The organism is Liquorilactobacillus cacaonum DSM 21116 (assembly GCF_001436735.1).
In the GTDB taxonomy this organism is placed as follows: domain Bacteria; phylum Bacillota; class Bacilli; order Lactobacillales; family Lactobacillaceae; genus Liquorilactobacillus; species Liquorilactobacillus cacaonum.
In genome coordinates this window covers 62575-88709 of the sequence record NZ_AYZE01000005.1, presented here as the reverse complement: position 1 = coordinate 88709, position 26135 = coordinate 62575, and the positions used below count along the sequence as shown (strand labels likewise).

24 protein-coding genes are annotated in these 26135 nt (G+C 34.3%); 18 read left to right on the top strand and 6 right to left on the bottom strand.

Annotation, left to right across the window (positions count from 1 at the left end):
• Positions 1-6: 6 nt before the first annotated feature.
• The 6 genes from FC80_RS00895 (at position 7) to pepI (ending at position 5693) form a co-directional block, all read left to right on the top strand.
• Positions 7-819, top strand: coding sequence for a two-component system regulatory protein YycI (locus tag FC80_RS00895; RefSeq protein WP_057828269.1), 813 nt, complete (start codon positions 7-9; stop codon positions 817-819).
• Between the two features lie 28 nt (positions 820-847).
• Positions 848-1672, top strand: coding sequence for an MBL fold metallo-hydrolase (locus FC80_RS00890; RefSeq protein WP_157055564.1), 825 nt, complete (start codon positions 848-850; stop codon positions 1670-1672).
• A 146-nt stretch (positions 1673-1818) separates the two neighbouring features.
• Entirely contained in the window at positions 1819-3132 is a 1314-nt protein-coding gene (locus tag FC80_RS00885) for a S1C family serine protease (protein WP_057828268.1), read from the top strand.
• A gap of 443 nt (positions 3133-3575) precedes the next feature.
• Positions 3576-4055: a 23S rRNA (pseudouridine(1915)-N(3))-methyltransferase RlmH gene (gene rlmH, locus FC80_RS00880; RefSeq protein ID WP_057828267.1), complete on the top strand. Its 480-nt coding sequence runs from the start codon at positions 3576-3578 to the stop codon at positions 4053-4055.
• A gap of 83 nt (positions 4056-4138) precedes the next feature.
• On the top strand, positions 4139-4606 hold the full coding sequence (locus FC80_RS00875; RefSeq protein WP_057828266.1) for a hypothetical protein: 468 nt from the start codon (positions 4139-4141) through the stop codon (positions 4604-4606).
• Positions 4607-4808: 202 nt separating this feature from the next.
• A complete protein-coding gene (gene pepI / locus FC80_RS00870) occupies positions 4809-5693 on the top strand; it encodes a proline iminopeptidase (RefSeq protein ID WP_057828265.1) in 885 nt (294 codons plus the stop codon).
• On the opposite strand, the gene FC80_RS00865 is transcribed toward pepI, so the two are convergent.
• Positions 5685-6254 carry a sugar O-acetyltransferase gene (locus FC80_RS00865; RefSeq protein WP_057828264.1) on the bottom strand — a complete coding sequence of 190 codons (570 nt, stop codon included), beginning with the start codon at positions 6252-6254 and terminating at the stop codon, positions 5685-5687. The genes pepI and FC80_RS00865 overlap by 9 nt on opposite strands.
• A gap of 61 nt (positions 6255-6315) precedes the next feature.
• Between FC80_RS00865 and FC80_RS00860 the strand changes: the two genes are divergently transcribed.
• The 3 genes from FC80_RS00860 (at position 6316) to nagE (ending at position 10298) form a co-directional block, all read left to right on the top strand.
• Positions 6316-6900 carry a maltose acetyltransferase domain-containing protein gene (locus FC80_RS00860; protein ID WP_057828263.1) on the top strand — a complete coding sequence of 195 codons (585 nt, stop codon included), beginning with the start codon at positions 6316-6318 and terminating at the stop codon, positions 6898-6900.
• A gap of 26 nt (positions 6901-6926) precedes the next feature.
• Positions 6927-8066 (top strand): DUF3114 domain-containing protein, encoded by a 1140-nt coding sequence (locus FC80_RS00855; protein ID WP_057828262.1) that lies wholly within the window; start codon positions 6927-6929, stop codon positions 8064-8066.
• Positions 8067-8306: 240 nt separating this feature from the next.
• Positions 8307-10298, top strand: a complete 1992-nt coding sequence (nagE, locus tag FC80_RS00850; RefSeq protein ID WP_057828261.1) for an N-acetylglucosamine-specific PTS transporter subunit IIBC — start codon at positions 8307-8309, stop codon at positions 10296-10298.
• Between the two features lie 150 nt (positions 10299-10448).
• Here the strand turns inward: nagE and FC80_RS00845 are convergent, their stop codons facing one another.
• Positions 10449-10925: a nucleoside 2-deoxyribosyltransferase gene (locus FC80_RS00845; RefSeq protein WP_057828260.1), complete on the bottom strand. Its 477-nt coding sequence runs from the start codon at positions 10923-10925 to the stop codon at positions 10449-10451.
• Positions 10926-11112: 187 nt separating this feature from the next.
• Between FC80_RS00845 and FC80_RS00840 the strand changes: the two genes are divergently transcribed.
• The 3 genes from FC80_RS00840 (at position 11113) to FC80_RS00830 (ending at position 13404) form a co-directional block, all read left to right on the top strand.
• Positions 11113-11847, top strand: coding sequence for a deoxynucleoside kinase (locus FC80_RS00840; RefSeq protein WP_057828259.1), 735 nt, complete (start codon positions 11113-11115; stop codon positions 11845-11847).
• A gap of 52 nt (positions 11848-11899) precedes the next feature.
• Positions 11900-12844, top strand: coding sequence for a CPBP family intramembrane glutamic endopeptidase (locus FC80_RS00835; protein WP_057828258.1), 945 nt, complete (start codon positions 11900-11902; stop codon positions 12842-12844).
• Between the two features lie 101 nt (positions 12845-12945).
• A complete protein-coding gene (locus tag FC80_RS00830) occupies positions 12946-13404 on the top strand; it encodes a universal stress protein (protein ID WP_057828257.1) in 459 nt (152 codons plus the stop codon).
• 162 nt (positions 13405-13566) lie between these two features.
• Here the strand turns inward: FC80_RS00830 and FC80_RS00825 are convergent, their stop codons facing one another.
• From FC80_RS00825 to FC80_RS00815, 3 genes are read right to left on the bottom strand one after another with little or no spacing between them, the layout of a single operon-like run.
• On the bottom strand, positions 13567-14484 hold the full coding sequence (locus FC80_RS00825; RefSeq protein ID WP_057828256.1) for an L-lactate dehydrogenase: 918 nt from the start codon (positions 14482-14484) through the stop codon (positions 13567-13569).
• Between the two features lie 35 nt (positions 14485-14519).
• Complete coding sequence (locus FC80_RS00820; protein ID WP_420806300.1) at positions 14520-15608, bottom strand: PTS sugar transporter subunit IIC; 1089 nt, start codon at positions 15606-15608, stop codon at positions 14520-14522.
• A 37-nt stretch (positions 15609-15645) separates the two neighbouring features.
• A complete protein-coding gene (locus FC80_RS00815) occupies positions 15646-16692 on the bottom strand; it encodes a branched-chain amino acid aminotransferase (RefSeq protein ID WP_057828255.1) in 1047 nt (348 codons plus the stop codon).
• 602 nt (positions 16693-17294) lie between these two features.
• Between FC80_RS00815 and mnmE the strand changes: the two genes are divergently transcribed.
• From mnmE to FC80_RS00795, 4 genes are all read left to right on the top strand, one after another.
• Positions 17295-18689 (top strand): tRNA uridine-5-carboxymethylaminomethyl(34) synthesis GTPase MnmE, encoded by a 1395-nt coding sequence (gene mnmE, locus FC80_RS00810; RefSeq protein WP_057828254.1) that lies wholly within the window; start codon positions 17295-17297, stop codon positions 18687-18689.
• 39 nt (positions 18690-18728) lie between these two features.
• On the top strand, positions 18729-20633 hold the full coding sequence (gene mnmG / locus FC80_RS00805; protein WP_057828253.1) for a tRNA uridine-5-carboxymethylaminomethyl(34) synthesis enzyme MnmG: 1905 nt from the start codon (positions 18729-18731) through the stop codon (positions 20631-20633).
• A 953-nt stretch (positions 20634-21586) separates the two neighbouring features.
• Positions 21587-21781, top strand: coding sequence for a hypothetical protein (locus FC80_RS00800; RefSeq protein ID WP_157055563.1), 195 nt, complete (start codon positions 21587-21589; stop codon positions 21779-21781).
• Entirely contained in the window at positions 21778-23376 is a 1599-nt protein-coding gene (locus tag FC80_RS00795; RefSeq protein WP_057828251.1) for an ATP-binding cassette domain-containing protein, read from the top strand. The genes FC80_RS00800 and FC80_RS00795 overlap by 4 nt, the downstream gene beginning before the upstream one ends.
• An 84-nt stretch (positions 23377-23460) precedes the next feature.
• Here the strand turns inward: FC80_RS00795 and FC80_RS00790 are convergent, their stop codons facing one another.
• Positions 23461-23694, bottom strand: a complete 234-nt coding sequence (locus tag FC80_RS00790) for a hypothetical protein (RefSeq protein WP_057828250.1) — start codon at positions 23692-23694, stop codon at positions 23461-23463.
• A 360-nt stretch (positions 23695-24054) separates the two neighbouring features.
• On the opposite strand from FC80_RS00790, the gene pdhA reads away from it, so the two are divergent.
• Together pdhA and FC80_RS00780 are read left to right on the top strand one after the other, a co-directional pair.
• Positions 24055-25155: a pyruvate dehydrogenase (acetyl-transferring) E1 component subunit alpha gene (pdhA, locus tag FC80_RS00785; RefSeq protein WP_057828249.1), complete on the top strand. Its 1101-nt coding sequence runs from the start codon at positions 24055-24057 to the stop codon at positions 25153-25155.
• Between the two features lie 2 nt (positions 25156-25157).
• Positions 25158-26135: an alpha-ketoacid dehydrogenase subunit beta gene (locus FC80_RS00780; protein ID WP_057828248.1), complete on the top strand. Its 978-nt coding sequence runs from the start codon at positions 25158-25160 to the stop codon at positions 26133-26135.

The following is a 26135-nucleotide window of genomic DNA, read 5'->3' as shown; positions in this document are numbered from 1 at the left end:
GAAGATATGAACTTTAAAAGAATAGAGTTAATTTTCTTTATAGCTTTTGTGGCTTTGGACATTTTTTTGTTTATATCTTATTCACAAAAGGATGATACTGTTATTTCAACGTCGAATTCTACCAGTGAAGACTCACTTTCATCGGTGTTAAAGAGTATTAGAGATGATCAAATTTCATATGGAAGGCTTTCAAGCAAAAAAGGGAATGGATATTATATAGCAAGTCCGGTTAGAAATGATCTTCAGTTAAATTTAGATGCATTACAAAATCAAACAGCGACTTATGAAAATCATAAAATTGTATCAACATTTGAAAATCCAATAAAAATCAAGGAAAGCAATAGACCCCAAGATACATTAAACAGTATTGTTGATGATTCAACTAAAATAGTAGACGGTAAGGAATACAAATACGATAGAAGCTTATCAACGAGGACGACTGTTGTGTATACTCAAACTATTCACGGAATACCTGTTTATCTGACAAGTGGGCAATTAAGGTTTAGTATAAGAAGCGGTTACGCAATCGAATATACTCAAGGGATATTAGAAAATATAGAGATACTGCATGATCAAAAGCCGATAATAAGTCAAGAACGGGCAGTTATTTGGTTATATCAATATAATAAATTAATGAATGATAGCACAGTAGAGTGGGTAAATCTTGGTTATACAAAATTACTTGCAGTTAACAATAATGTTGTCTATATACCAACTTGGGTAATAGCAGTCAAGAGCAATTCGACAGGGAATATACAATATAGACGAATAAATGCTTTTTCAGGAGCTATAATGGATGAATCAAGTAGTATGGATTAGCAAAGATTTGAGATAGAGGGAATTTTAAATGAGTGTTAATATGGAAACCACAAAAACTGATGATATGAAAATTAGTATTTTAGCAAGTGGAAGCAGTGGGAATGTTACGTATATTGAAACTCCGAAACAAAGAGTTTTGGTTGACGCCGGGTTAAGTGGGAAAAAAATTGCAAATCTTATGGCATCAATTGGTAAAGATCTTTCTGATGTGGACAGTTTATTTGTTACACATGAACATACAGACCATTGTAAAAGTGTGGGAGTACTTGCAAGAAAGTATCATTTGGATGTGTATGCTAACCAGGGTACATGGGAGGCAATGAATAGTAAGATAGGTGAGATTCCTATCGGGCAAAAGCATTTGTTTGATATGGGAAAAACGAAGTCATTTTTTGATTTAGATGTTGAAAGTTTTGGTGTTTCTCATGATGCTGCAGAACCACAATTTTATCAATTTTATCATAATGGTCATTCATTTGTGATATTGACAGATACAGGATATGTTTCTGAACATCTCGAGGGAATTGTAAGAAATGCTGATGGATATTTAATTGAATGTAATCATGATATAGAAATGCTTAGAATGGGTGCGTATCCTTGGTCGTTAAAGCAAAGAATTTTAGGAGATCAGGGACATTTGTCGAATGAAGATGGAGCTAACACCTTGATAGATGTACTAGGTAACAAAACAAAACAAATTTATTTGGGACATTTAAGTAAAGACAACAATGTAAAAGAGTTGGCACATTTAACGGTAGAAGCAACTATGAAACAGCAAGATTTAGGTGTTAATCGGGATTTTAAAATTTATGATACAGATCCAAATAAAGCTACAAAACTAGTGACAATTTAACTTATCAATAATAGATTACTTTAGATAAACATAGTATTTATTTCATGGTTTTTTCAAAATTTATCGGTAAAATGGGATAAAGAACTATTATTTTACACTGAGAAGGGGGGAACTGCATTATTCATAAAAGAATAATGTAAGGGCTCATGGATAATAACGAAGAAAAAGAAGTAATCAGTGGTGAAGTAATTGATGAGGGATCTTCTCCGAAAAATCAGCGTCCCAAGCAACCCAAAATAGGTAAATTATTTTTAATTGCACTTGTTGGTGGACTCTTAGGTGGCGGAATAGCATTTGGTGGATATGCGGCATATCAAAATTATGAAAGCACTACTGTTACGGGAGAAAATGAAAAGGGAACAGCAAAAATTAGTAATATTAAAGTAAATGTAAGTACGCAATCTACAACAGCGTTTAACAAAATTAAAAATGCTGTTGTTTCTGTTGAAGCCTACTCAAAAAGTAGTTCATCTAGCTCTTTAGATGATTTGTTTGGTGATAGTTCGTCAGGTGAAACTACATCTGAGAGTGAAGGCTCGGGTGTAATTTACAAAAAGACTGGGGATACAGCGTTTATTGTGACTAATAATCATGTTATTTCTGGTGCAGATAAAGTTAAAGTGTTGCTCAACAGTGGAAAGAAATTATCAGCAACAGTCGTTGGTCATGATTCTGTGACGGACTTAGCTGTTTTAAAAATAAATGCTGCTGATGTAACACAAGTTGCCACTTTTGGTAATTCGAATAATATTAGTGTTGGTCAAACTGCATTGGCAATTGGTTCACCGCTTGGATCCACATATGCGACAACTTTGACTCAGGGAATTATTTCTGCTAAGAAAAGAACTATTGAAACAACTGATAGTGATGGTGTTAGCACTGGACAAACCACAGTCATTCAAACAGATGCAGCAATTAATCCTGGAAATTCGGGTGGGCCATTGGTTAATTTAGATGGCCAAGTCGTAGGGATAAATTCAATGAAATTGACAAGTACAGGGACAAGTTCAACGAGTTCTTCAACCTCTGTAGAGGGTATGGGTTTTGCGATTCCAAGTAATGAAGTTGTTAAAATTATTAATTTATTAGTCAAAGATGGAAAAATCAAACGTCCAGCTCTAGGCATATCACTAATTAACCTAAGTTATGTTTCAACTAGCGAACAAAAATCGGCACTTAAGTTACCAAGTAGTGTTACAAGTGGTGTAGTAGTAATTAAGGTTTCAAAGAATTCTCCAGCTAAGGCTGCAGGGTTACAAAAATATGATGTAATCACTTCGCTTGGGGGAAAGAAAGTAAAAGGACTATCAAGTCTTAGAACTGCTCTTTACTCTCATAAATTAGGAGATACGGTCCAGATTCAGTATTATCGGGATGGGACTTTAAAAACGGCAAACTTAAAATTAACACTTGAAGCAAATGACTCAAATACTACGACTGCTTCAAATTCAGGAAATTAGTAAAGATAATTTATAATTTAATTGAAAAGGTATTTATCCGTAAAATAAGGAGGATAAATACTTTTTTTTATGGAGTAAATAAGGATATATTTAGTAATGTGGATAAAAATGTGAAAAAAAGAAAAGTGAGGTGTTGAGAACTATAAAACAGGCTATAAAACAAGGAAAAACTAGCAAAAAAAGTTATCCACAAGCTGTGCGCTAAGCTGTTAATATCTTTTTATTAATTTTGTTTTGTTACCGATAAATGTTGATTTAAAAGCATTTCAGGCATATAGTTAGATATGTACCACATGAATTTTTTATGTGGATAAATTACTAATAGTTGACAAATTACAATTAAATAAATGTTGTGACGAAAGTATGTTCGTAACAATATGTTGATTTATAAATTGTGGATAAGTGGATAACTATGTGGATAAATTGTGAAAAGGTAGGGACTTATGAACATCAAAGTTATTGTAGTTGGTAAATTAAAAGAGAAATATTTGAAACAAGGAATTACAGAATATGCAAAACGCTTAAGTAAATTTTGTAATTTTGAAATTATCGAGGTTAATGATGAACAAGCACCAGAAAAGTTAAGTATAGCGGAAATGGAGCAAGTTAAGGTTGTAGAGGGTGATCGAATATTATTAAAAATTAAGGATAAAGAATATGTGTTTGTTTTGGCCATTAAAGGAAAAGAGCGGACATCTGAAGAGTTTGCGACTGAGTTAAATAAGCTAACAGTTTATGGTACGAGTGATATTACTTTTGTTATAGGTGGGTCTTTAGGGGTAAGTAAGAAAGTTATGGAAAGAGCAAATAGTGAAATTTCTTTTGGTAGATTTACACTGCCCCACCAATTAATGAGGTTGGTTTTAACAGAACAGATTTATCGATCTTTTATGATTAATATTGGGAGTCCCTACCACAAATGATAAGTAAAAATGTAAAAGAATAGTTAAAAAGTAAAAATCTGTGATAAAATAAATTTATGAAGAAGAAGAGGAGAGATTTTTGAATGTTTAGAAAGCTACTACATCATCCGAGTGCTATAGGAATTTGTATTATGGCAACGATGGTTTTTTTGATGTCTAATTACAATATGCTCTGGCGTTTTGGTTTTGCAAAGTACACTTTTAAGAAGGAAATTATGATATATCCATTGGCATTTTGTATTGTGTACTTGGTCAAGAGATTTATTTCTGGTCCAGTAGTTGCTCACTTGCACTCGAAGTCTCTGTGGTTAGGGGCGCAAAAGAAAAGCATTAGTTTTCCAATGCTAACTATATTATGTAATGTAACAATTGTGATTGCTATAATGACGCTCCTAACAAAGAATTATTTACCACATCATATAGTGAGAAGTTATTTTTTTAATTGGCTTCATACGATTATTGTTGCTATCCCGGTCTTTTTCTTTATTGTTCGACCACTTGTTATTAAGGTTATAAAGTGGTTGCGAGATAGATATGTTGCACCTATCTAATAAGAAAAGGAATTATGAATCACTTTTAAATTATAAATTTGACTAGGTCAGAAGCTATATTGTGACCTAGTTTTTTTCTTTTATAACATTGTCAGAGCATAGTTAGGTTAACTAACTTTTAGCATAGTACTAAATTTTTTTTGTGTAATAAAATAAGAAAAAGTATAAGATAATATTAAAAATGTAGAAGTGAGTGAATGGTATGGAAAGTAAAGATAATGCATCAACAGAAGGATTTATTCCATTTGGAAAATATCGGACCTACTATAGAATAGTAGGGGAAAAAACAAAAAAACCACCGTTAATTCTATTACATGGGGGCCCAGGTTCAACACATAATTATTTTAAGGTGCTTGATGATGTTGCTACTTTGAGTCAAAGACAATTGATTATGTATGACCAAATAGGATGTGGACGTTCTTCAATACCAGATGATGAACCCAATCTTTATAATGCTAATACTTGGTTAGATGAGTTAGAAAATTTAATAAATTATTTTGAGTTAAAAGAGTTTCATCTTCTAGGACAATCGTGGGGTGGAATGCTTGCGATAATGTATCTTTGTGATCGGAATGAAGATAAAATTAAGAGTTTAATTTTATCAAGTACACTTTCATCTGCTAAGTTATGGTCCAGAGAATTGCATCGACTAATAGGTTATTTGCCCGCTAACGAACAACAAGCAATCAAACATGCTGAATTAGTACAGGATTTTAAAGAAAAGCAATATCTTGAAGCGAATGCACATTTCATGAACTTACATGCAGGGACGGCTTTTCCCAACTCTAAAAAAGAAATTGTGAAAGGAACTAAAGCGTACATGGTTGCATGGGGTCCTAATGAATATATGCCACAAGGAAATTTACGTAATTATGAATATACTGAAAAATTAACCAAGATAAAAACGCCAACTTTGATAATTAGTGGAACTGATGATTTAAGTACACCTCTCGTGTCGAAAGTAATGGCAGATGCAATCAGTAATTCAAAGTGGCATCTTTTTGAAGGGAGTCGACATATGCCTTTTGTAGAGGAAAATATAAGATATAAGGAGCTTCTTACAAGTTGGCTATCAAATCTAGTGTAATTTTATTGGTCGGAGAACTCTAGCTGGGTTTCCCACTGCGATGACATTTGCAGGAATATTGTGGGTAACAACACTTCCTGCACCAACAATCGAATTTTCTCCGATTGTTACTCCACCAAGAATAGTTGCAGAGCCGCCAATCCAAACACCATTTTCCAGTGTAATTGGGTGTGCAATCATTTTTTTGGCATGTCTATCAGAAGGCCTTTCAAGAAAGTTTGCAGTATAGAAACCAACTTTTGGTGCAATATTTACATCGTTGCCGATTGAAATTTTTGCAAAATCCAACATAGTAACATCATGGTTTGCAAAAAAATTGTCACCTACAGAGATATTAAAGCCAAAAGAACAAATGAAATTTGGTTCAATATAAGGAGAATTCCCAATTTTATCAAATAATTTTTCAAATATACTAAAATCATAATTATTTTTGGTAAGAACTAATTGATTAAAAATACAACAATTTTCAAAGGCGTTTTTTTGAGCTTCTGTAATCATAGGATCAGTAGCTATAAATGGTTTTTGTTTATCTGTTAAATTTTTAACTTGATTAATGTTCATGTTCTCACCTCAAAAAAGTATTTACTGCCTAATTATAGCTTAAAAAGAGAGGCTGACCAGTATGAATTTATATGAACATGATAAATTAACAGAAAATGAAATAAGACATGTTAAAGGGATAACTAATTCTGGTGAATTATATTATGATTATGATCCACTGATTTCAAGGGCTAGAAATTATGCATATTCTGAGTGTAGACGATATGATAATGAGTATAGAAGTGGTAAAGTCAGGATAGAAATTTTGGATGCACTTTTTAATCATTTGGGAGTTAATGCAGCATTTAGTATTGGATTTATTTGTGAATTTGGATTCAATTTGACTATAGGAGACAATTTTAGCGCAGGAAGAGATTTTAAGGTTATTGACTGTAATGAGGTGAAAATCGGAAATAGTGTCAGTATTGGAGCACAAGTTGGTATCTATACATCTAACCATGCTGAAAATCCGAAATTACGTGCTGATCATTGGTGTTATGAACAACCAATAATAATAGGGGACAATGTTATTATTGAGGACAATGTAGTTATAACACCGGGTGTGGTAATTTGTGAAGGCGCACTTATCAAGAGCGGAAGTGTAGTGACACATGACATTCCAATTAATGCAATTGCAAAAGGTAATCCTTGTTCATGGGTATTTTGAGTAAGCTTGTCAATAAAGGAGGATAAATGTATTTACAATCTATACATCAAATTTTGAAGGAGTTAGAAAGTAGCGGGTGGGATAAATTTGCAATTCGCTATGTCCGTAAAAAAATGAGTAGGAGTCTGGTATCTTTTGCAACAAAAAAGGATTTACAGACATGGTATTATAGTACTCATTTTATTGGCTCAAGTGTATATACTAGTATGCTGAAAAAGTCTAAATTAAGTAAAAAACAGAAGCTTGAGTTAGTTTTATCTCAGTTAGGTGCCACAGTAGGGAAAGATAACTTTTTATATTTAAATGGAAATTTTTGGCTAGATCCAACAATGGTTCCACATAGCAAGTTTTTACATTATTTTAGATTTCTTGTACAAAGTGTATTTCCCGGGAAAAGTCTAAAGGAATATAGTAATAGCCATGAATTAGGTGATCTTGCACAAAAGATACATCTTTTTCGAAGTTACATAGATTACAATAATATTAGGTATATTCGTAATTTTTGGGTAGGGGAAACGGACTATGATAAGTTGCTCTCTTATGAAAAAAGTATTTTATTTTTAAGGTTGGATTACAAATCTAATGCAAATTTTCATAATAGACATCTTAGCAACAACGAATTTAAATTTCCGCAAAATATGAAAATTCAAGTTCCTTATAGCTCAAGAATGTCGGAATTTATTATTAACCTTGAGACAGGGAATTTTGTTAGTGAATGGCTGGGTTATGGTTTTTTGGAAAGTAATGTGAATTTAAGTAATCGAACTAGGGAGTTTAACATAGCAAACACTGAATCTTTTAACTATGGAACTCCAAAAGGTGATCGAAAATTATTTTTAGGATTGAATGGTGAGAATCATCAAAAGTTAGATGTTAAACATCCTAATGATGCCAACTGTCGAAAAAACTTGTTAAAAAAAAATAACAATAATTATTGGAAAGCAGAAGAGATGTACTATAAGAAAAACGACGAGAAACAGTATACAGGGCTATATGTCGATATTGTTAAAAAAGGGAAAATGGATTTTCTTGCATGGCGCTCTGTTAGTGAAGATGATAAACCTTATTTTTATCAAGAATTTATTAAGTATTGTCGTAAAATTTATCCCCAAAAAAATCCAGGATTTTATATATTTTTGAAAATTATAAATGAAAATAAATTTTGAAGGCTTATATTTTTTTAAATAACTTAAGGGAATCTTAAGTTATTTGCAGAATATTCTTTTCATTCTTTATTTGTTTGAGACAAGCGTTGTACAATTGTAATAAATCTATATAATTGGTATTATCCAATTAATGGATGTTATAAAATATTACTTGAAAATTAACATCATAAATTTTACGTTTGATGTATTTGCTTTTATTTATATTATGGTTGTTATTTTCAAGTTTTGGAGGAATAAGAGATGAAAACGTATCTACAACGTATGGGGAGATCTATCCAGTTACCTATTTCTGTCTTACCAGCAGCAGCACTATTAGTTGGTATTGGACATTGGCTACCTGCAAAATGGGCAGCTGCAACTTTTTTGCAAGCTGGGGGTAATGCCGTTTTAGGAATACTCGCTTTACTTTTTGCAACAGGTCTTGCGACAGGGATGTCAAAAAATAATGATGGAGCAGCAGCAATCGCTGGGGTGGTTGCATATTTTGTACCAGTTTCAGTTTTAGCGCCGACATCGGTTGCTACACTATTTGGTATAAAGGTTTCTGCTGTCAATCCAGCATTTAGCTCAATCTCGGGTAATGTGTTTATCGGTATTATGTCAGGGTTGATTGCAGCAGCACTTTACAATCGCTTTTACCAGACTAAGTTACCAATGGCTCTATCATTTTTTAGTGGAAAAAGATTGGTCCCGATAATGGCGGCCGGTGTTATGTTATTAGTTACGTTATTATTACTTTTTGTATGGCCACTTGTTTATGGTTGGTTAGTATCATTTGGCAAATTTATGGTAGGCCTTGGTGCTGTAGGTGCAGGATTGTATGGGTTCTTTAATCGTTTGCTAATTCCTACGGGGTTACATCAGGCTTTGAACTCTGTTTTTTGGTTTAATGTCGCTGGTATTAATGACTTAGGGAATTTTTGGGCGAGTCATGGTACAAAAGGAGTAACAGGAATGTACATGGCAGGTTTCTTCCCAATTATGATGTTTGGATTGCCAGCGGGAGCATTAGCAATTTATAAAAATGCTAGGCCTGAAAGAAAAAAGGCGACAGCATCATTAATGTTGGCCGGTGCTTTTGCATCATTTTTTACAGGAGTCACTGAGCCACTTGAATTTTCATTTATGTTTGTTGCGTGGCCTCTTTATGTAGTTCATGCAATTTTTACTGGCCTTTCAGTAGGGTTTGCGGCTTTTATGCATTGGACAGCAGGTTTTACTTTTAGTGCAGGGTTTGTTGACTTTATTTTGAGTGCAAGAATGCCACTTGCAAATAAACCATACATGTTACTCGTTCAAGGTGTAGTTATGGCGTTTATTTATTATTTTGGATTTGATTTTGCAATCAAGAAATTTAATTTAATGACACCAGGACGTGAGGAATTGCCAGCTGAAGGTGATGTTCCTGAAAATAATCTTTCGGTTGTAGGCGATGATAATTATACAACTAAGGCCAAACGAATTTATGCAGCAATCGGAGGGTATGAAAATATCAAAGTTGTTGATTATTGTACGACAAGATTAAGATTGCAACTCCAAGATACTTCAAAGATAAATCAGACAGCAATTAAGGCAACAGGTGTCCCAGGTTTGAATGTACTTGATAAAAATAATTTACAAGTAATAGTAGGGACGGAAGTGCAATTTGTTGGTGAGCCATTGAAAGAATTGTTTAACGCTAAAGAAGAAATATCTTTAGATGAGGTGCAAAGTAGTAATTCTTCTAAAAATAATGAAGAAAAAAATAAAACGACAAGCTTCAAGACAGGAACTGATATTTTTAATAGTGTAGCAAACGGTAAGTATGTCCAACTTGAAAATGTAGAAGATGCTGCTTTTTCAAGCAAAGCACTTGGTGATGGATATGCAATTGAACCAGAAGATGGTAAAATTTTTTCACCAGTTGATGGGACAGTAACCGCTGTTTTTCCAACTAAACATGCTGTGGGTGTAACAACTGACTTAGGACTAGAGATATTAATCCATGTAGGAATTAATACAGTTGAACTTGAAGGTAAGCCATTCAAGATGTTTGTTGAAAATGGACAAGTAGTAAAAAAAGGTGAGCTATTGCTAGAAGCTGATATTTTAGAAATCAAAAATTCTGGTAAAAAGGCAACAACTATGGTAATAATTACAAATATGGAACATGTTTCGCAAATAGATAATGATGTCACCTCTTTAACTCCACTGCAAGTAGGTGATAAGGTAATGGCTGTTAAAACCAAGTAAATTGTTTGTTAGATTTTAGGAATGAAGTAAAGAATTGATAATAATTTAAATCGCCCTTCTAAAGGTAGACTGAAAAGCTAACTTTTGAGGGGCGGTTTAATTTTCAAAACTATTTTTTATACGCATATTATATATGTGTTTGACGATAGACTAGAATACTTTTCGTGTAGCTGGTTTAGATTTTAAGACATCAAAATTATATGCAGAAAGTTCAGTTAGACCAGATTTACTTGCATCAAAATAAGCAGTTAAACTTTGTGCAAGCATGAGATTTAGTTCCTTACTGGGATCAAATTGAATGAGAGCAATTGGAATCTTTTTTTCGAATGCTGCTCCAATTTCAAACATAGTTCCAGAATCACCTTCATTGTCATGTCCATTTTCAAGCTTGAAGTCTAGAATGGCAACCACAATATCTGCACGTTGGATTTGTCTCATATCAGATGCAAATACGTACTGTTGCCATGCACGACTGCCAAACTTCTCATCCTCGAATTGGTGTTCTTCTGGGAGAAAAATATTTTGTGAATCAATTGTATTGTTTAGAAGTAAAGATTGTTGCACCAATTGGATACGTTCTTTTTGTTGTTCACTGAAAAATGGTGCAGCTAGGTAAACTTTATTCATTAATAGAACCTCGTTTTCTTCGTTAGTTGATTGCTTAAGTTGCGATATATTAATTTTAGTATTTGAGATGGATAAAGGCAATTCTTTCTTTTTGACTAAGAAACTAGTATGATATTAGTTGGTCGCTTTTTGCTAGTAGTAAAAGCTTAAAATTAAAGTTAAATTCAGAAAGGGTGTATAAATCATTTTGATTACATTATCAGGTATTATTGGATCTGGAAAATCAAGTATGACAGGGTTATTGGCTAAGGAATTAGGAACAAAAGCCTTTTTTGAACCTGTTGAAGATAATCCTGTTTTACCATTATTTTATAAAGGGAATGAAATTGCAGCAAAAAAAAGAGCAGATGGAGACAAAGAGGCTACTAATCCATATGCTTATTTGCTGCAAACTTACTTTCTTAACAGAAGATTTAAAATGATAAAAGAAGCAATGAAAGAGGATAATAACATTTTAGATCGTTCAATTTATGAAGACGAACTTTTTATGAAAATGAATACAGAAATGGGAAATGCAACACAAGTTGAGTACCAGATTTATCAGGATCTTTTAGCTAATATGATGGAAGAACTACCATTTGCAGCAAGAAAGAAGTCGCCGGATTTGATGATTACAATCCGCGTTTCATATGAAACAATGATTAAAAGAATTACAAAAAGAGGACGAGATTACGAATTGATTGAAAATGATCCGTCATTGGTTGAATATTATAAAAAGCTTTTAAGATACTATGATGAATGGATTGAAGCATATAAAGTTTCCCCGTTACTAGTGATAGATGGGGATAAATATGATTTTGTTAACAATAACAAAGATAGAGTTGAGGTTTTGGAACAAATAGAAAATGAATTATTTAAATTAAAAAAAATTAGTATTGAGCAAATGGATAATTTTAGGAAAAAGCATCAAAAATTTCTTTAAATGAAAATATGAATTTAACTAATTTAATGCTCTTTTAGAGAGGAAAATGTATATGGGATTAGGCGAAAGTCAGATGTTAGATACCACTCTAAAAAAAGATACTAGTCTTGCTGTACTTATAACTGTGATTTACTTTATTGTTTTTCAAATTTCTACACTTGTTTCATCTGTTGTAATCGTATTTTGCGGAAATAAAAATGAAGTGGCTAAGAATTATTTTTTAAATAATAGTGGAATTCCATATTTCTGGGGAATTGGATTAGGAATGCTTGTAATTCTTGTAGGTACAAAATACAAAAGCGATTTCCGCGTTAATACAGAACCACTCAAAAAGATGACTTACAAAATCTTTTTTTCTTTGGTTGTTGTTGTAATGGCCACTCAAATTATTTTAGGTATTTATAGTTTGATATTTGAAAAGTTAGTCAACATGATAGGGTTTAGTGCAATTAGTCAAGTCAAAGAAGCAACAGGATCGAGTAAGACGCTTTCGATGTTACTATATGCTAGTTTTTTAGGACCAATAGCAGAAGAACTTGTATTTAGGGGATTTTTACTAAATAATTTGAAAAAGCATGGACAGGGATTTGCGATTTTTGTATCAGCATACATGTTTGGGTTATACCATAGTAATTTTATTCAGACGCCTTTTGCTTTTATTGTAGGTTTGCTTTTTGGATATGTAGCTTTAACTTATGGGATTAAGTGGTCAATTGGACTACATATTTTTAATAATTTTGTACTAGGTGATTTTTTAAGTTACGTTTTACGTGGACTAGGGAGTAGGCAGATAAATTTAATTAGTGATCTTTTAGTTATATTTGGTGGGCTTACAGGTTTTGTGATTTTGTGGGTTAATCGAAAAAAAATTTATATTTGGTATCAAAATAATGCGCTCAAAAAAAGTGATTACAAGATGTTTTTTACACGAAAAATAGTGATAATAGTGACGGTGATAATATTCATTATTGCATGTTTAGGACTGGATAAATTATAAATTGTTAATTTAATCACAATCAATTTGCAATTACTTGCAGTTTATTATGCCAAGGACTATGATTACGTAAAGAACTTTTCCTTTAAGGGTGGGTGTATGTAATGGTACAAAAGTATAAAAGAGTTTTGGTGGCTATAGATGGTTCCAAAGGTTCAGAAATTGCATTGAAAAAGGCTATGGATACTGTAAAAAATAATGAACATGCAATTTTAGATGTGCTGAGGGTTCTTGATTTAAATTCTCTAGAATATGGTGGTGCTGGAATAGCATTAGACAGCAGAGAAGTTTATCGAATTGAACAGGCCAATGAGGAATATATGTTTAATCTGAAAGAAAAAATAATTAATGAACAAGGGCTTAATGAAGAAAATGTACATGTTCATTTACGTTTTGGGAACCCTAAGATTGTTATTACACACGATTTTCAACCTGAATATGGAAATGATTTAATTTTAATTGGTGCAACAGGTAAAAATTTCCTTGAACGCCTAGTTGTTGGCTCTGTGGCATCTTATGTTGTTAGAAATGCAACATGTGACGTTTTGATGGTACGTTCTTAGTTGATAAATTATTGTATATGAATGTTAATTAGCGGTTAACAATTTATTTTTGTTATACAGTCTTTATAGCACCAGTCTATAGAAGCCGAAAAAAAGAGCTAAGTCAGAACATTGTCTGACCTAGCTCCTTTTTTTGTTTCACGGAGAAGGGTAATTTAAATATTATAAGGTAGCAAACTTCTCTTTAATTGTAGCTGCTGAAATTGCTAATTTTTGTTCTTCTTCAGGTAATAGCGGGATGGTTACAAGACTTTCGACGCCATTTTTGCCGATTATACCTGGTTGACCAACATAAGATTCATATTTAGCATTGTAAAATGAGCAAGGACACATTAACTTTGCATCGTCCAAGATTGCTAGGCTTAACTTAATTGCACATGTCGCAATTGCAAAACTAGTGTATCCTTTTCCAGAGTGGATATCCCATCCACCTGAACGTGCGGAAGCTTCGAGTTCTTCCAAGTCAAGATTCAATTTTGATGTAAGTGTGTTAATTGCAAGACCATTTACTGTGACAGTTGACCATGCAACAAATTGTGATTCACCATGTTCACCATATACAAAACCTGATACATTTTTGGGATCAACTTCAAACTTTTCTGAGACAACACGTTGCATTCTGGCAGTGTCTAAAAAAGTCCCAGTTCCTAATACTCGAGAATTTGGCAAGCCGATTTCTTTTTGAAGATATTGAGTAATTGCATCACAAGGATTCATAGTATCAATTAATACACCATTAAATCCGCTATTTTTAATTTTTGGTGCAATATCTTTGACAATTTCGCGTGTATACTCAAACTCGGCCCACCTGTTGCCACTGGCATTATCTAAAGCATGGATGTTTCCGGCTGTGACAAAAAGAATATCTGTATTAACTAATTCACTATAATCTTGGATCTTAATTTTAGGATGACTACTTAAGCGAGCTGTTGCATCTTGAAGATCTAGTTGTTCAGCTCTTGCTTTTTTTTGATTTTTATCTATTAAAATAAGTTCATCAGCGAGTCCTTGAGTTACAAGTGAAAAGGCGATTGTTGCTCCAACGTGACCAACTCCGATGATTGCATATTTCCTACCCATGGTTTACTAACGTCCTTTTTTTGAATTTACTGAAACTAAACGATTTCTAAGTGCAATTGATTGTCTTTGATGAATCCAACTTTTTTCATCATACCATATGCTACTAATGAAATAACTGCAGGTAAGACAACACCTGTGAACATATAGATTGCAAATTGGCTCCAACCTTCTGAAGCGTAAGCTAAAGGTGCAATGAAGGAATTTAAACCTAACCCAGCTAATTTATATGTTGAACGGAATCCAAACATAATCGTAGCAATTGGAGCACAAACTACTGCGGATAAGATTGAAGGTACTAACAAATACGGATTAATTAAAAGATTTGGAAACTGTACTTTAGGAGTCATAACACCTTGAGCAATGTTGGCCCCTAAATTATTTTGGCGAAATGACATTACTGTAAATGCAACGAATTGTGACGTAGTTCCAATTAATGCAGCCGCTGAAGAAATTGGATCGAGAGTTAAAGCAATTGCTAAAGCTGCTGAAGAAGCAGGAGTCATTAAGAAAAGAGCCCAAATCACAGAAATTGAAATCGAACCAACTAATGGATTAACTTGCATTGTTTTGGCAATAAAGGCACTGACATTCAGTAACAGTGGAGTTGTGACGGCTGCAAGGCCTAAACCGCTAACTCCCCCTATGAAAGTTGCGGCAAATGGGACAAGCATCATATCCAATGGAGTTTTGCCAGACAAATATTTACCAATTAAAGCAGCTACTAAACCAGCTAAAACAGCACTAACTGGTTGCCCAGTAGCAAAAGATGTACTACCTGCTGCTTGTATCAGCGTTGAGCCAGTAGCAGTTGTCCCATTGACAGCAGCATTTGTAAAGTGCACAGCATTAGCACCAATGGTTGAAGAAATCATGGCACTAAAGATAACAAGCGAGCTTGTTTCTAACTGAGAAGCAATGGCAACCCCGATTGAAGGAGCTAACAAATTATTTGCAATAACACCAACCTGATATAAGGCATTCCAATGTACGAATGAAGCGATTGTTTGTAGTAAGAGTCCAATACCTAGTGTTACTAAGATTGCATTTGCAACGGCGGCAGAGATACGATATGCATATTCCTTAACTGTTGTTTTTGATTGGGGTGAACCTGTATTCTCCATCATTGTAGATAACTCCTATTCCTTTTTTTGACTATAGTTATTAAACTTTTTCAATCCATCCCTTTGGTGCAGGGACATCACCAAATTGGATGCCAGTTAATTCATCATATAACTTACGAGTAACAGGGCCAACTTCTGTTTCACTATAAAATACGTGGAAGTTATCTCCGTATTGGAATCCACCAATAGGTGAGATAACGGCAGCCGTTCCACATGCACCAGCTTCAGCAAAGTGATCTAGTTGATCAATAAAGATATCACCTTGTTCTGTTTCCATTCCAAAATTGTGTTCAGCTAGATAAAGCAATGAAAACTTGGTAACACTTGGTAAAATAGATGGTGATTTTGGTGTTACGAACTTGCCGTCTTTGGTAATACCAAAGAAGTTAGCAGAACCAACTTCTTCAATTTTTTGATGGTTAATAGGATCTAGGTAGATACAATCTGAAAATCCTGCATCATGTGCTAGTTGGCCGGGGAAGAGACTTGCAGCATAATTACCACCAACTTTACTTGCACCAGTTCCTTTATGTGCTGCGCGATCATATTCTGAGGCAATGAAGTTTGTTGGTGTTAGCCCACCTTTGAAATAATTTCCAACAGGCATTGCAAAAATTGAGAAAATATATTCTTGTGCAGGATGAACACCAATATTTCCACCAACACCGACAAGGTAGGGGCGAAGGTAAAGTGTACCGCCTGTACCATAAGGTGGGATATATTCTTCATTGGCTTTCACAACTTCTTTGAGTGCAGAAATAAACATCTCTGTGGGAACCTTTGGCATCATTAGACGTTCACAACTTTTTTGCATTCGTTGTGCATTTTGATCAGGACGGAACAAATTGATACTACCATCTTTACAACGATAGGCTTTTAGGCCTTCAAAAACTTCTTGTCCATAATGTAGACAAGTTGAACCTTCACTAATTGTAATTGTGGCATCTTCAGTTAGACCAGTGTCACGCCATTCACCATCACGCCAGTACGCACGATAGCGATAAGGAAGGTTCATATAGTTGAAACCGAGGTTGCTCCAATCTAATGTTTCGGGATTTTTTGCTTTTGGATCAGTTGAAAGTGACATTTTAATTCCTCCTTAAAATTTGAATTATGAGAGTCAAAGAAAGTTAAGAAACAAGAAAACACCCACTGCCATAGGTACACTTTGGCGGTGGGTGCTAAAAAAATCCATCGCCTAGTTTATCTAGCGCGATGGATTTAATGTCTAAACAATCTAATTAGCCAAGACATCAAACAACACATCGCGCGTGTTAATAATGACTAGGCTCACTAGATACTGGGCTGTATTATTACAAATAGCATTTGAACGAAACATGTTGTTCAACTCCTTTCAACAATTGATTGTTATAACATGACCTCATAATTGATATTCCTTATTATAATGATTGATGTTAAAAAAGCAACCTCTTTTTTAATAAAAATATAATTTTCTTATTTTTAATGCCAGAATTGTTTAATAAAACATAGAAAGTATGTTGATAAGATTTAATAATCTGTTTACTTGGAGGTAAGAAGAAGATTGGCATATTGACTTTTTTTCTTTTTAAAAGTATATTATAAGCAATCATTCTTATCTTAATTGATGAAGTAGTCAAAGTGCTTTATCCACGTTTTCAAGGCGTGGAGTGGCGCTTTTTTTATTGTCTAAAGGAGGTATTAGGATAATTGGTAGCAAATATTATTACGGAATACGACACAATTGCGGCTGTTTCAACCCCACCTGGTGAAGGAGCTATTTCAATTGTTCGTTTAAGCGGTGAAGAGGCAGTACAAATTGTAAATCATGTATTTTCTGGTAAAAACTTGATGGTGGTTAAAAGTCATACGATAAACTATGGACATATTTTTAATCCCGAGAAGAATCAAGAAATTGATGAAGTTATGGTTTCAATAATGAGAGCTCCTAAAACGTTCACTCGTGAAGATGTTGTTGAAATTAATTGTCATGGTGGAATTGTGGCAACAAATGAAATTTTACAATTGTTGTTAAGTAATGGGGCAAGATTAGCTGAACCTGGTGAATTTACTAAACGTGCTTTTTTACATGGAAGAATTGATCTTTCTCAAGCAGAAGCAGTAATGGATTTGATTAGAGCAAAAACTGACCGTTCTATGAAGGTTGCGTTAAATCAATTGGACGGGAATTTGTCACATTTAATTAGAAACTTAAGACAAGATATTTTAGATGTTTTAGCACAAGTTGAAGTTAATATTGACTATCCTGAGTATGATGACGTGGAGGAAATGACCACTAAATTACTGAAAGAAAAAGCAATTGAGATTAAAGAAAGAATCGTACAACTATTACAAACTGCAAAACAAGGTAAAATTTTACGAGAAGGATTGGCAACAGCAATTATAGGACGTCCAAATGTTGGAAAGTCTAGTTTGCTTAATCATTTACTACATGAGGAAAAAGCAATTGTGACTGATGTTGCTGGAACAACTCGTGATGTTATTGAAGAATATGTCAATGTTAGAGGTGTTCCACTTAAGTTAATTGATACGGCAGGAATTCGTGAAACTATTGATAAGGTTGAAAAAATTGGAGTCGAACGCTCTAAAAAAGCAATAGAACAAGCGGACTTAGTAATGCTTGTCTTGAATCAAAATGAAGATTTGACTAAGGAAGATCAACAATTAATTGAACTTACAAAAGACAAGAAAAGGTTAATTTTATTAAATAAGGCTGATTTGCCAACAAATCTTAATATGGAACAGCTGATTGATTTGATTGGAAAAGATAATTTTATAAGTGTCTCAGTTTTGAAAAACTCAGGGATTGATAAATTAGAAGAAAGAATTTCCGAGTTGTTTTTTGGAGGAATCGAGAATAGTCAAACGACTATCATGATTACAAATGCAAGGCATATTGGTCTTTTAAACCAAGCGAGAGATTCGCTAGATGCCGTTTTAAATGGGATCGAAGCTAATATGCCAGTGGACTTAATTCAAATTGATATGACTAATTGCTGGGATTTGTTAGGTGAAATTACGGGAGATAGTTATCAAGATGAGCTATTAACACAATTATTTAGTCAATTCTGTTTAGGAAAATAATAATTGAAAATTTTGGAAAGTCAGGAGAATAAAAGTAAAATGGATGTGAAACAATATGCAAGTAAAGACTACGATGTAATTGTAGTTGGAGCAGGTCATGCAGGTTGTGAGGCTGCCTTAGCCGCAGCTCGGATGGGGAATGAAACACTCTTAGTAACAATAAACCTTGAGATGGTGGCGTTTATGCCATGTAACCCTTCCATAGGTGGTCCTGCTAAAGGAATAGTTGTGCGGGAATTAGATGCACTTGGTGGTGAAATGGGTCGTAATATTGATAAGACATATGTGCAGATGAGAATGTTGAATACGGGGAAGGGTCCGGCTGTGAGAGCATTGAGAGCACAGGCAGATAAACGAGCATATTCAATCGAAATGAAACATACTATTGAAAAAGAACCCAATTTAACTTTACGCCAAGGAATAGTTGATAACTTGATTGTTGAAGATGGTGTTGTTAAAGGTGTAATTACTAATACAGGTGCACGATATGGAGCAAAAAGTGTCGTTTTGACAACTGGAACGGCTGCTCGTGGAAAAATTATTATAGGTGAGTTAATGTACTCTTCTGGTCCTAATAACACACAGCCTTCAATGAAGTTATCGGGTAATTTGGAAAAACTAGGATTTGAATTAAAACGCTTCAAGACAGGGACTCCTCCACGAGTTGATGGAAATACAATTGAATATGATGTAACCGAGGAACAGCCAGGTGATAAGGAACCAAATCATTTTAGTTTTGAGACTTCAGATGAGGATTACTTGGATGTAAAGGATCAGTTATCTTGTTGGTTGACGTATACCAATGAGAAAACACATGAGTTAATTCGAGCAAATCTTGATCGTGCACCAATGTTTTCAGGTGTGATTGAAGGGGTTGGGCCAAGGTATTGTCCATCAATTGAAGATAAGATTGTGAGATTTGCTGATAAACCACGGCATCAATTATTTATTGAACCAGAGGGTCGTAATACCGATGAATTTTATGTTCAAGGTTTGTCCACGTCAATGCCAGAAGAAATCCAACAGCAAATGGTGCATTCTATCAAGGGCCTTGAACATGCTGAAATGATGAGACCTGGTTATGCGATTGAATATGATATTGTTTCACCTTATCAATTAAGACCTACATTGGAGACCAAGTTAATTAGTGGATTATATACTGCAGGTCAAACAAATGGGACTTCAGGTTATGAAGAGGCTGCTGGTCAAGGAATGTTAGCTGGAATTAACGCAGGGTTACACGCTCTTGACAAAGAAGAAGTTGTGCTCAAGCGTAGTGATGCCTATATTGGTGTGATGGTTGATGATCTAGTAACTAAGGGAACAAACGAGCCGTATCGCTTATTAACATCGCGTGCAGAGTACCGTTTGATTTTGCGTCATGATAATGCGGACATGCGTTTGACTGAATTAGGTCATGAGATTGGCTTGATTTCTGACGAACGTTATGCTCAATTTGAAGCTAAAAGGGCGGCAATTGAAGCTGAAAAAGCACGACTTGAGGGCTATCGAATTAAGCCAAATGAGCAAGTCAATGCATTTCTTGCGGAAAAAGGTGCAGCACCATTGAAAGATGGCGTATTGGCAAGTGATTTCTTGCGACGCCCAGAAGTGACCTATGCTGAATTAGCTGAGTTTATCCCAGAGCCGACAGAGAAAATTGATAATCGGGTAATTGAACAAGTTGAGATTCAAATTAAATACGAGGGTTACATCAAAAAGGCCAATCAAAAAGTTGAGAAGCTCAAAAAGATGGAAGCCAAAAAAATTCCAGATCGAATTGATTATAGTGCGATTGAGGGAATTGCCACAGAAGCTCGCCAAAAGTTTGAAAAAATTCGTCCCGAAACATTGGCACAAGCTAGTCGAATCAGTGGGGTTAACCCAGCAGATATTTCGATTTTGGCGATTTATATTGAACAGGGCAAGATAGCAAAGGTTTAGATTATAAAGGACACGCCTTTTGCAAAAAACTTTGGACGGCAATTACAAACCGTCATAATCGGGAAACTATTTGTTTATGCCAATCAAATTATCGTGGTTAGTATTGCTCAAGTTGATACGCCTAAAATAAGGGACTGCTTGGCGTACTTGAATGTGATAAATACAGATAACTATTTTTAAGTATCTATAATAAAAATAAAATGCTATTAGAGTTTAAACTATTTTGTTATACGCGAATAGATTCCCTTGAATATACATTGACTATCACAAAAATAACCGTCAGTTGACCAGAGCTAAGTGAGGTGTACCCCTAAAGTTGGAACATAACTTTGGGGGTATTTATTATGCCTAAAATAGTTTTTGACACAATTTTACTATTTAGTTCGGACTTTTCTTTATCATTTTTGTATACATCAACTAAGTATCTATCAGCAGAGGCAATATAATTTTTTTCAAAAATAATTCTTAAGTTTTAGGAGCTTAATTCTCAGAGTTTAAAATTATATTAACTGGTTCAACGCTGAAGGGATTAGTGTCTAGAATAAGATGTGTCAAATATTGACTTACACCATCTCAAAAGTAAGATTTAAAATCTTTGATAGTCAAGTATTTAACTAGTTTTTTGGTTATTCCTGCGCTTTTAAATAATATTGTTAATTTTATATTGCATTTATATGTGTAAAGCATTATTATTACGTTAATATTTTGTTATAATTATTGTTTAGAGGTTTTCATTCATTGAAATCTTTATGATTAACTTTAATTATAGAATGTTTTTTAGAATCGATTTTTTAGCAGAGAAGGCCAAGATTGTGTAATAAATTTTACAATTCAATTTAAAGCTTTAATACATATACTTTATAAAATTTGGAGAGACTGTACTGGGTCATACATTTTATCGAATAAGAGATATCAGAAAGATTGTTCTTTTTTATCCCGGAATGATATCCAAAATGTGGCGTTATGAGCTGTTTCAACAAAATGTGCAACGATTACAAATGAATGGTTACTACTTCTTGTACACGATTGATGAGAAATTAACGCTCTATAACAATGAAGTTTCTGAACCGGTTGTTCATCCGAATCGCACGAAAATTAAAGCGGACATTCAAAATGTGTTCATGAATGAAGGGGACGATACACAATGAAATTAAAAGACAACTTAAAATGGTTACCTAAAACCTTAATTGGCATGATTATTGTGGCAATGGTGGTAGCCTCGTTTGATGGTGTAGCTTTATCAATGATTATTTCTAATGTGACGAAATTTAATCAGCATTCAACTAATAAAGAGGTTTTTATTTACATTAGTTTAAGCATTTTGGGAATGTTTTTAGTTTATTTAGCGATGGTCTTAAAAGAATATCTCAAAAATCGTGCTCTTAAAATTATGAATATTCACTTAAAACGTGATTACATATATGAACAAGTGCAGATATCCAATGTGAAAGATGATGCTAGTAGTAAAGTTTCTAAAATATTTAATGACTTTAAGTTAGTTGAAACAGATTATTTTACACTGATTTTTGAGTTGATTGGCTCGCTTTTGACTAGTGTTGTTTCAGCAGTTTATATCCTAATACTGAATGTACCAATTGGACTTCTGTTTATTCTATTTTCAATGTTACCAATGATCACACCTAAAGTATTCGGAGCTAAGCTAACCGCCACAGCACAAATTTGGCAAAATGATAGTGGCCGTTTCTTAAGCAAGGTAACGGATTTATTTAGAGGAATTAATTCGATTCGAACCTACCGGGCCCAAAAAGAAATGTATGATGATACGATTAGTTACTTAAATACAGAAGAAATCGCTTATGAGAAAATGAATAACAGTCAAGTCGAAGCAATGTTCTTAACGATAATGTTATCAATGATTAGCTTCTTACTACCACTGGGTGCAGGGTTGTTCTTCGTTGCTAATGGTTATATTTCGGCAGCAGTTGTTATTGGCATTTTTCTTGCTAGTGATCGAGTTGTTGGTCCATTACGTAGTTCTTCTCAATATTTAAATCAAATGAAAACTACCGAGAATATTCGTAAGGATTTGCGTGAACAAGTGATTCAATTTAAAGATGAAGCGCCACTTGACCCTAATGCAGAACCAGAATTAGATCTAGTTAATGTCAGCTTTTCTTATGGACCTAACAAACAAATTCTTAAAGATGTAACATTAAAAATACCGTTTGGATCGAAGCTTTTAATTAGTGGCTCTTCAGGCAAGGGAAAAACGACTTTATTGAATTTGATTCAAGGTTTTCTAACACCAACTGTCGGTGACATTGAGATTGCTAAAAAACTAGTTAGTTCTGATGGCTCTAATGCACTGGCTTATATTCGCCAAGAACCTTATCTTTTCGATGACACGATTCGCTTTAATCTAACCTTAGGTAAGACCTTTACTGACGAAGAATGTTTAGCGATTCTGCAAAGAGTTGGCTTGGTTGCCGAACTAGGTCCTGATTTGTTAGATCAAACTTATGGTGAGAATGGTAATTCGATTTCCGGTGGTCAACGTCAACGGATTGAGATTGCCCGAGCATTACTCTTCAATAAGAAGATTATCCTACTTGATGAAGCAACCTCTAGTTTAGATGAAAACTTGACTCATCAGATTAGAAAAATTATTTGGAGCTTGCCTTGTACAGTAATTGAGGTTGCTCATCAATATGATCAACAGGAATTACAAGATAATCAAGTGCTACATTACCAATTAGATGGTGGAACAATGAAGTTGATTTAGTAAGTCGTGCCGACAACTTTTTAATTTACTTCAAGAAAGGTTTGGATTTTTTCTTAAGTAAATCTCAAGATTTATTAAAATGGATTAATCGTCTTTTTTACTATCGGTGCATGGTTTTTTCCCCAGGCGCTTTTTTCTTACTAAAATTGCAATGAAAATTGATTCGAGGTTTAAGTAAATAAAGTCAATGATTATTAAGCTGCCATAAATGAAATGGTTACCGCTTGATAGCCCCCAAAGATTTAATAGTAATATTGGAATGAAAAACAGGCTTGTTACGCTGACTAGCGGTATTGCATTTTTCCAAAACCAAAGCATAAAAAGACCTCCTAGAGTAGTTAAATTAATAATAATGCAAGTTAATGATAAACAACAGAGAGAAATAATTTTTATTTTAAGCAAAATGTGATTAGAATCACAACAATTCAAAAAATAATGATATTTTGATGAAAAATGAAAATGCTAAATAGTTGTACAAATGATTTTGTAATGTAATCATAAGTTAACATAGTCACAATGTTTAATTTTTATTAAAATGGCGTTAAAATATAAATGAAAGCGTTTTATATAAGATGTGATAGGCTTTTCAGTGAAGGGGGAGCTGTGGTATATTGTGAGTTACGTTGTGGACAATATTTGTTGTTAGGTTCTAAAGTAGATTGACGAGGAGGTCTAAAAATGTCAAAGAAAATAATTGATTTTGAACAATTAAAAAAGTTTGATGATGAATTCAAACCGGTACAGCTCTTATCGACAGAGGGAGAATTGGTGGAACCTGATTGGGAGCCAGATCTGAGTGATGACGAACTGGTTGAACTCTTTAAACAAATGGTTTGGTCAAGAACACTTGATGAGCGTTCGACAAAATTGAATCGTCAAGGACGCCTAGGATTCTATGCACCTACTGCAGGTGAGGAAGCTAGTCAAATTGCTTCGAACTTTGCGATGGAGAAGGATGATTTTATTCTACCGGCGTATCGTGATGTACCACAGCTTGTTCAACATGGATTACCATTGTATCAAGCATTTCTTTGGTCGCGTGGGCATGTGGATGGAAATAAATATCCTGAAGAATTACAGGCTTTACCACCACAAATAATTATTGGAGCGCAATACGTCCAAACTGCAGGAGTTGCTTTGGGTCTTAAATTAAAAGGACAAAAAAATGTTGCATACACCTATACTGGTGACGGTGGAACATCACAAGGTGATTTTTATGAAGGAATCAATTTTGCGGGTGCCTTTCAAGCGCCAGCAATTTTTATAATTCAAAATAATGGATATGCAATTTCGGTACCTCGAAATAAACAAACAGCAGCTAAAACGTTAGCACAAAAAGCAGTAGCTGCAGGAATTCCAGGCATTCAAGTGGATGGAATGGATCCGCTAGCTGTTTATGAAGTGACAAAAGAAGCACGTGACTATGCAATTGCAGGTAATGGACCTGTACTGATTGAAACACTTACTTACCGATATGGGCCACATACATTATCGGGTGATGATCCGAAACGTTATCGGACAAAAGAGATTGATGATCCTTGGATTAAAAGAGATCCATTAGTTAGAATGAGACTTTATTTGGAAAGTAAGGGATTATGGAATCAAGAAGAAGAAGATGTTTATGTTGAGGAGGTTCGTACGCAAATTAACGAAGCTATCGATAAAGTAGAAAACATGCCAAAGCAAAAAATTAGTGAGTATTTGGAGAATACTTTCAAAGACACACCGGTTGGAATTCAAGAAGAAATTGAGAAATTTGAAGAAAAGGAGGCAAGATAAATATGGCAAACAAAACGATGATTAAAGCAATAACTGATGCGCTTGATCAAGAATTGACACGGGATGAAAAGGTGCTAGTTTTTGGTGAAGATGTTGGGAAAAATGGTGGTGTTTTTCGTGCAACGGAAGATCTTCAAGAAAAGCATGGAGAAACACGTGTTTTTGATACACCTCTTGCTGAGTCTGGAATTCTCGGACTTTCAACTGGACTAGCTTTGGAAGGTTTTCGACCAGTTCCTGAAATTCAATTTTTTGGTTTTGTTTTTGAAACAATGGATCAAATTGCTGGTCAAATCTCAAGAATTCGTTTTCGTTTAGGTGGAACACGCCAGATGCCGATTACAATTCGAGCGCCATTTGGTGGTGGGGTACACACTCCTGAATTGCATGCAGATAGTTTGGAAGGATTGATGGCACAAATCCCAGGTCTTCGAGTGGTTATTCCGAGTAATCCATATGATGCTAAAGGCCTCTTAATTTCAGCAATACGTTCTGATGACCCAGTTGTATTTTTAGAGCATATGAAATTATATCGTTCAATCAAAGCTGATGTACCTGATGAAGAATATACTATTCCATTGGACAAAGCTAACGTAGCTAAAGAAGGAAGCGACTTAACAATTATTGCTTATGGTGCAATGGTCCAAGAAGCAATCAAAGCAAGTGATGAATTGGCAAAACAAAATATCAGTGCAGAAGTAGTAGATTTAAGAACTGTGTCGCCGATTGATGAAGAAGCTATTTTGGAGTCAGTTAAGAAAACCGGTCGTGCAGTAGTTGTTCAAGAAGCCCAAAAACAAGCAGGAGTGGGGTCACAAGTAGCTGCAGTTATTGCTGAGAAAGGTATCTTATATTTAAAAGCACCAATTGGACGCGTTGCAGCACCGAATACACCTTACCCATTTAGTGAAGCTGAAAGTGATTGGCTTCCTAATAAAAATGATATAGTTTTAAAAGCAAAAGAAATTTTAGGATATTAG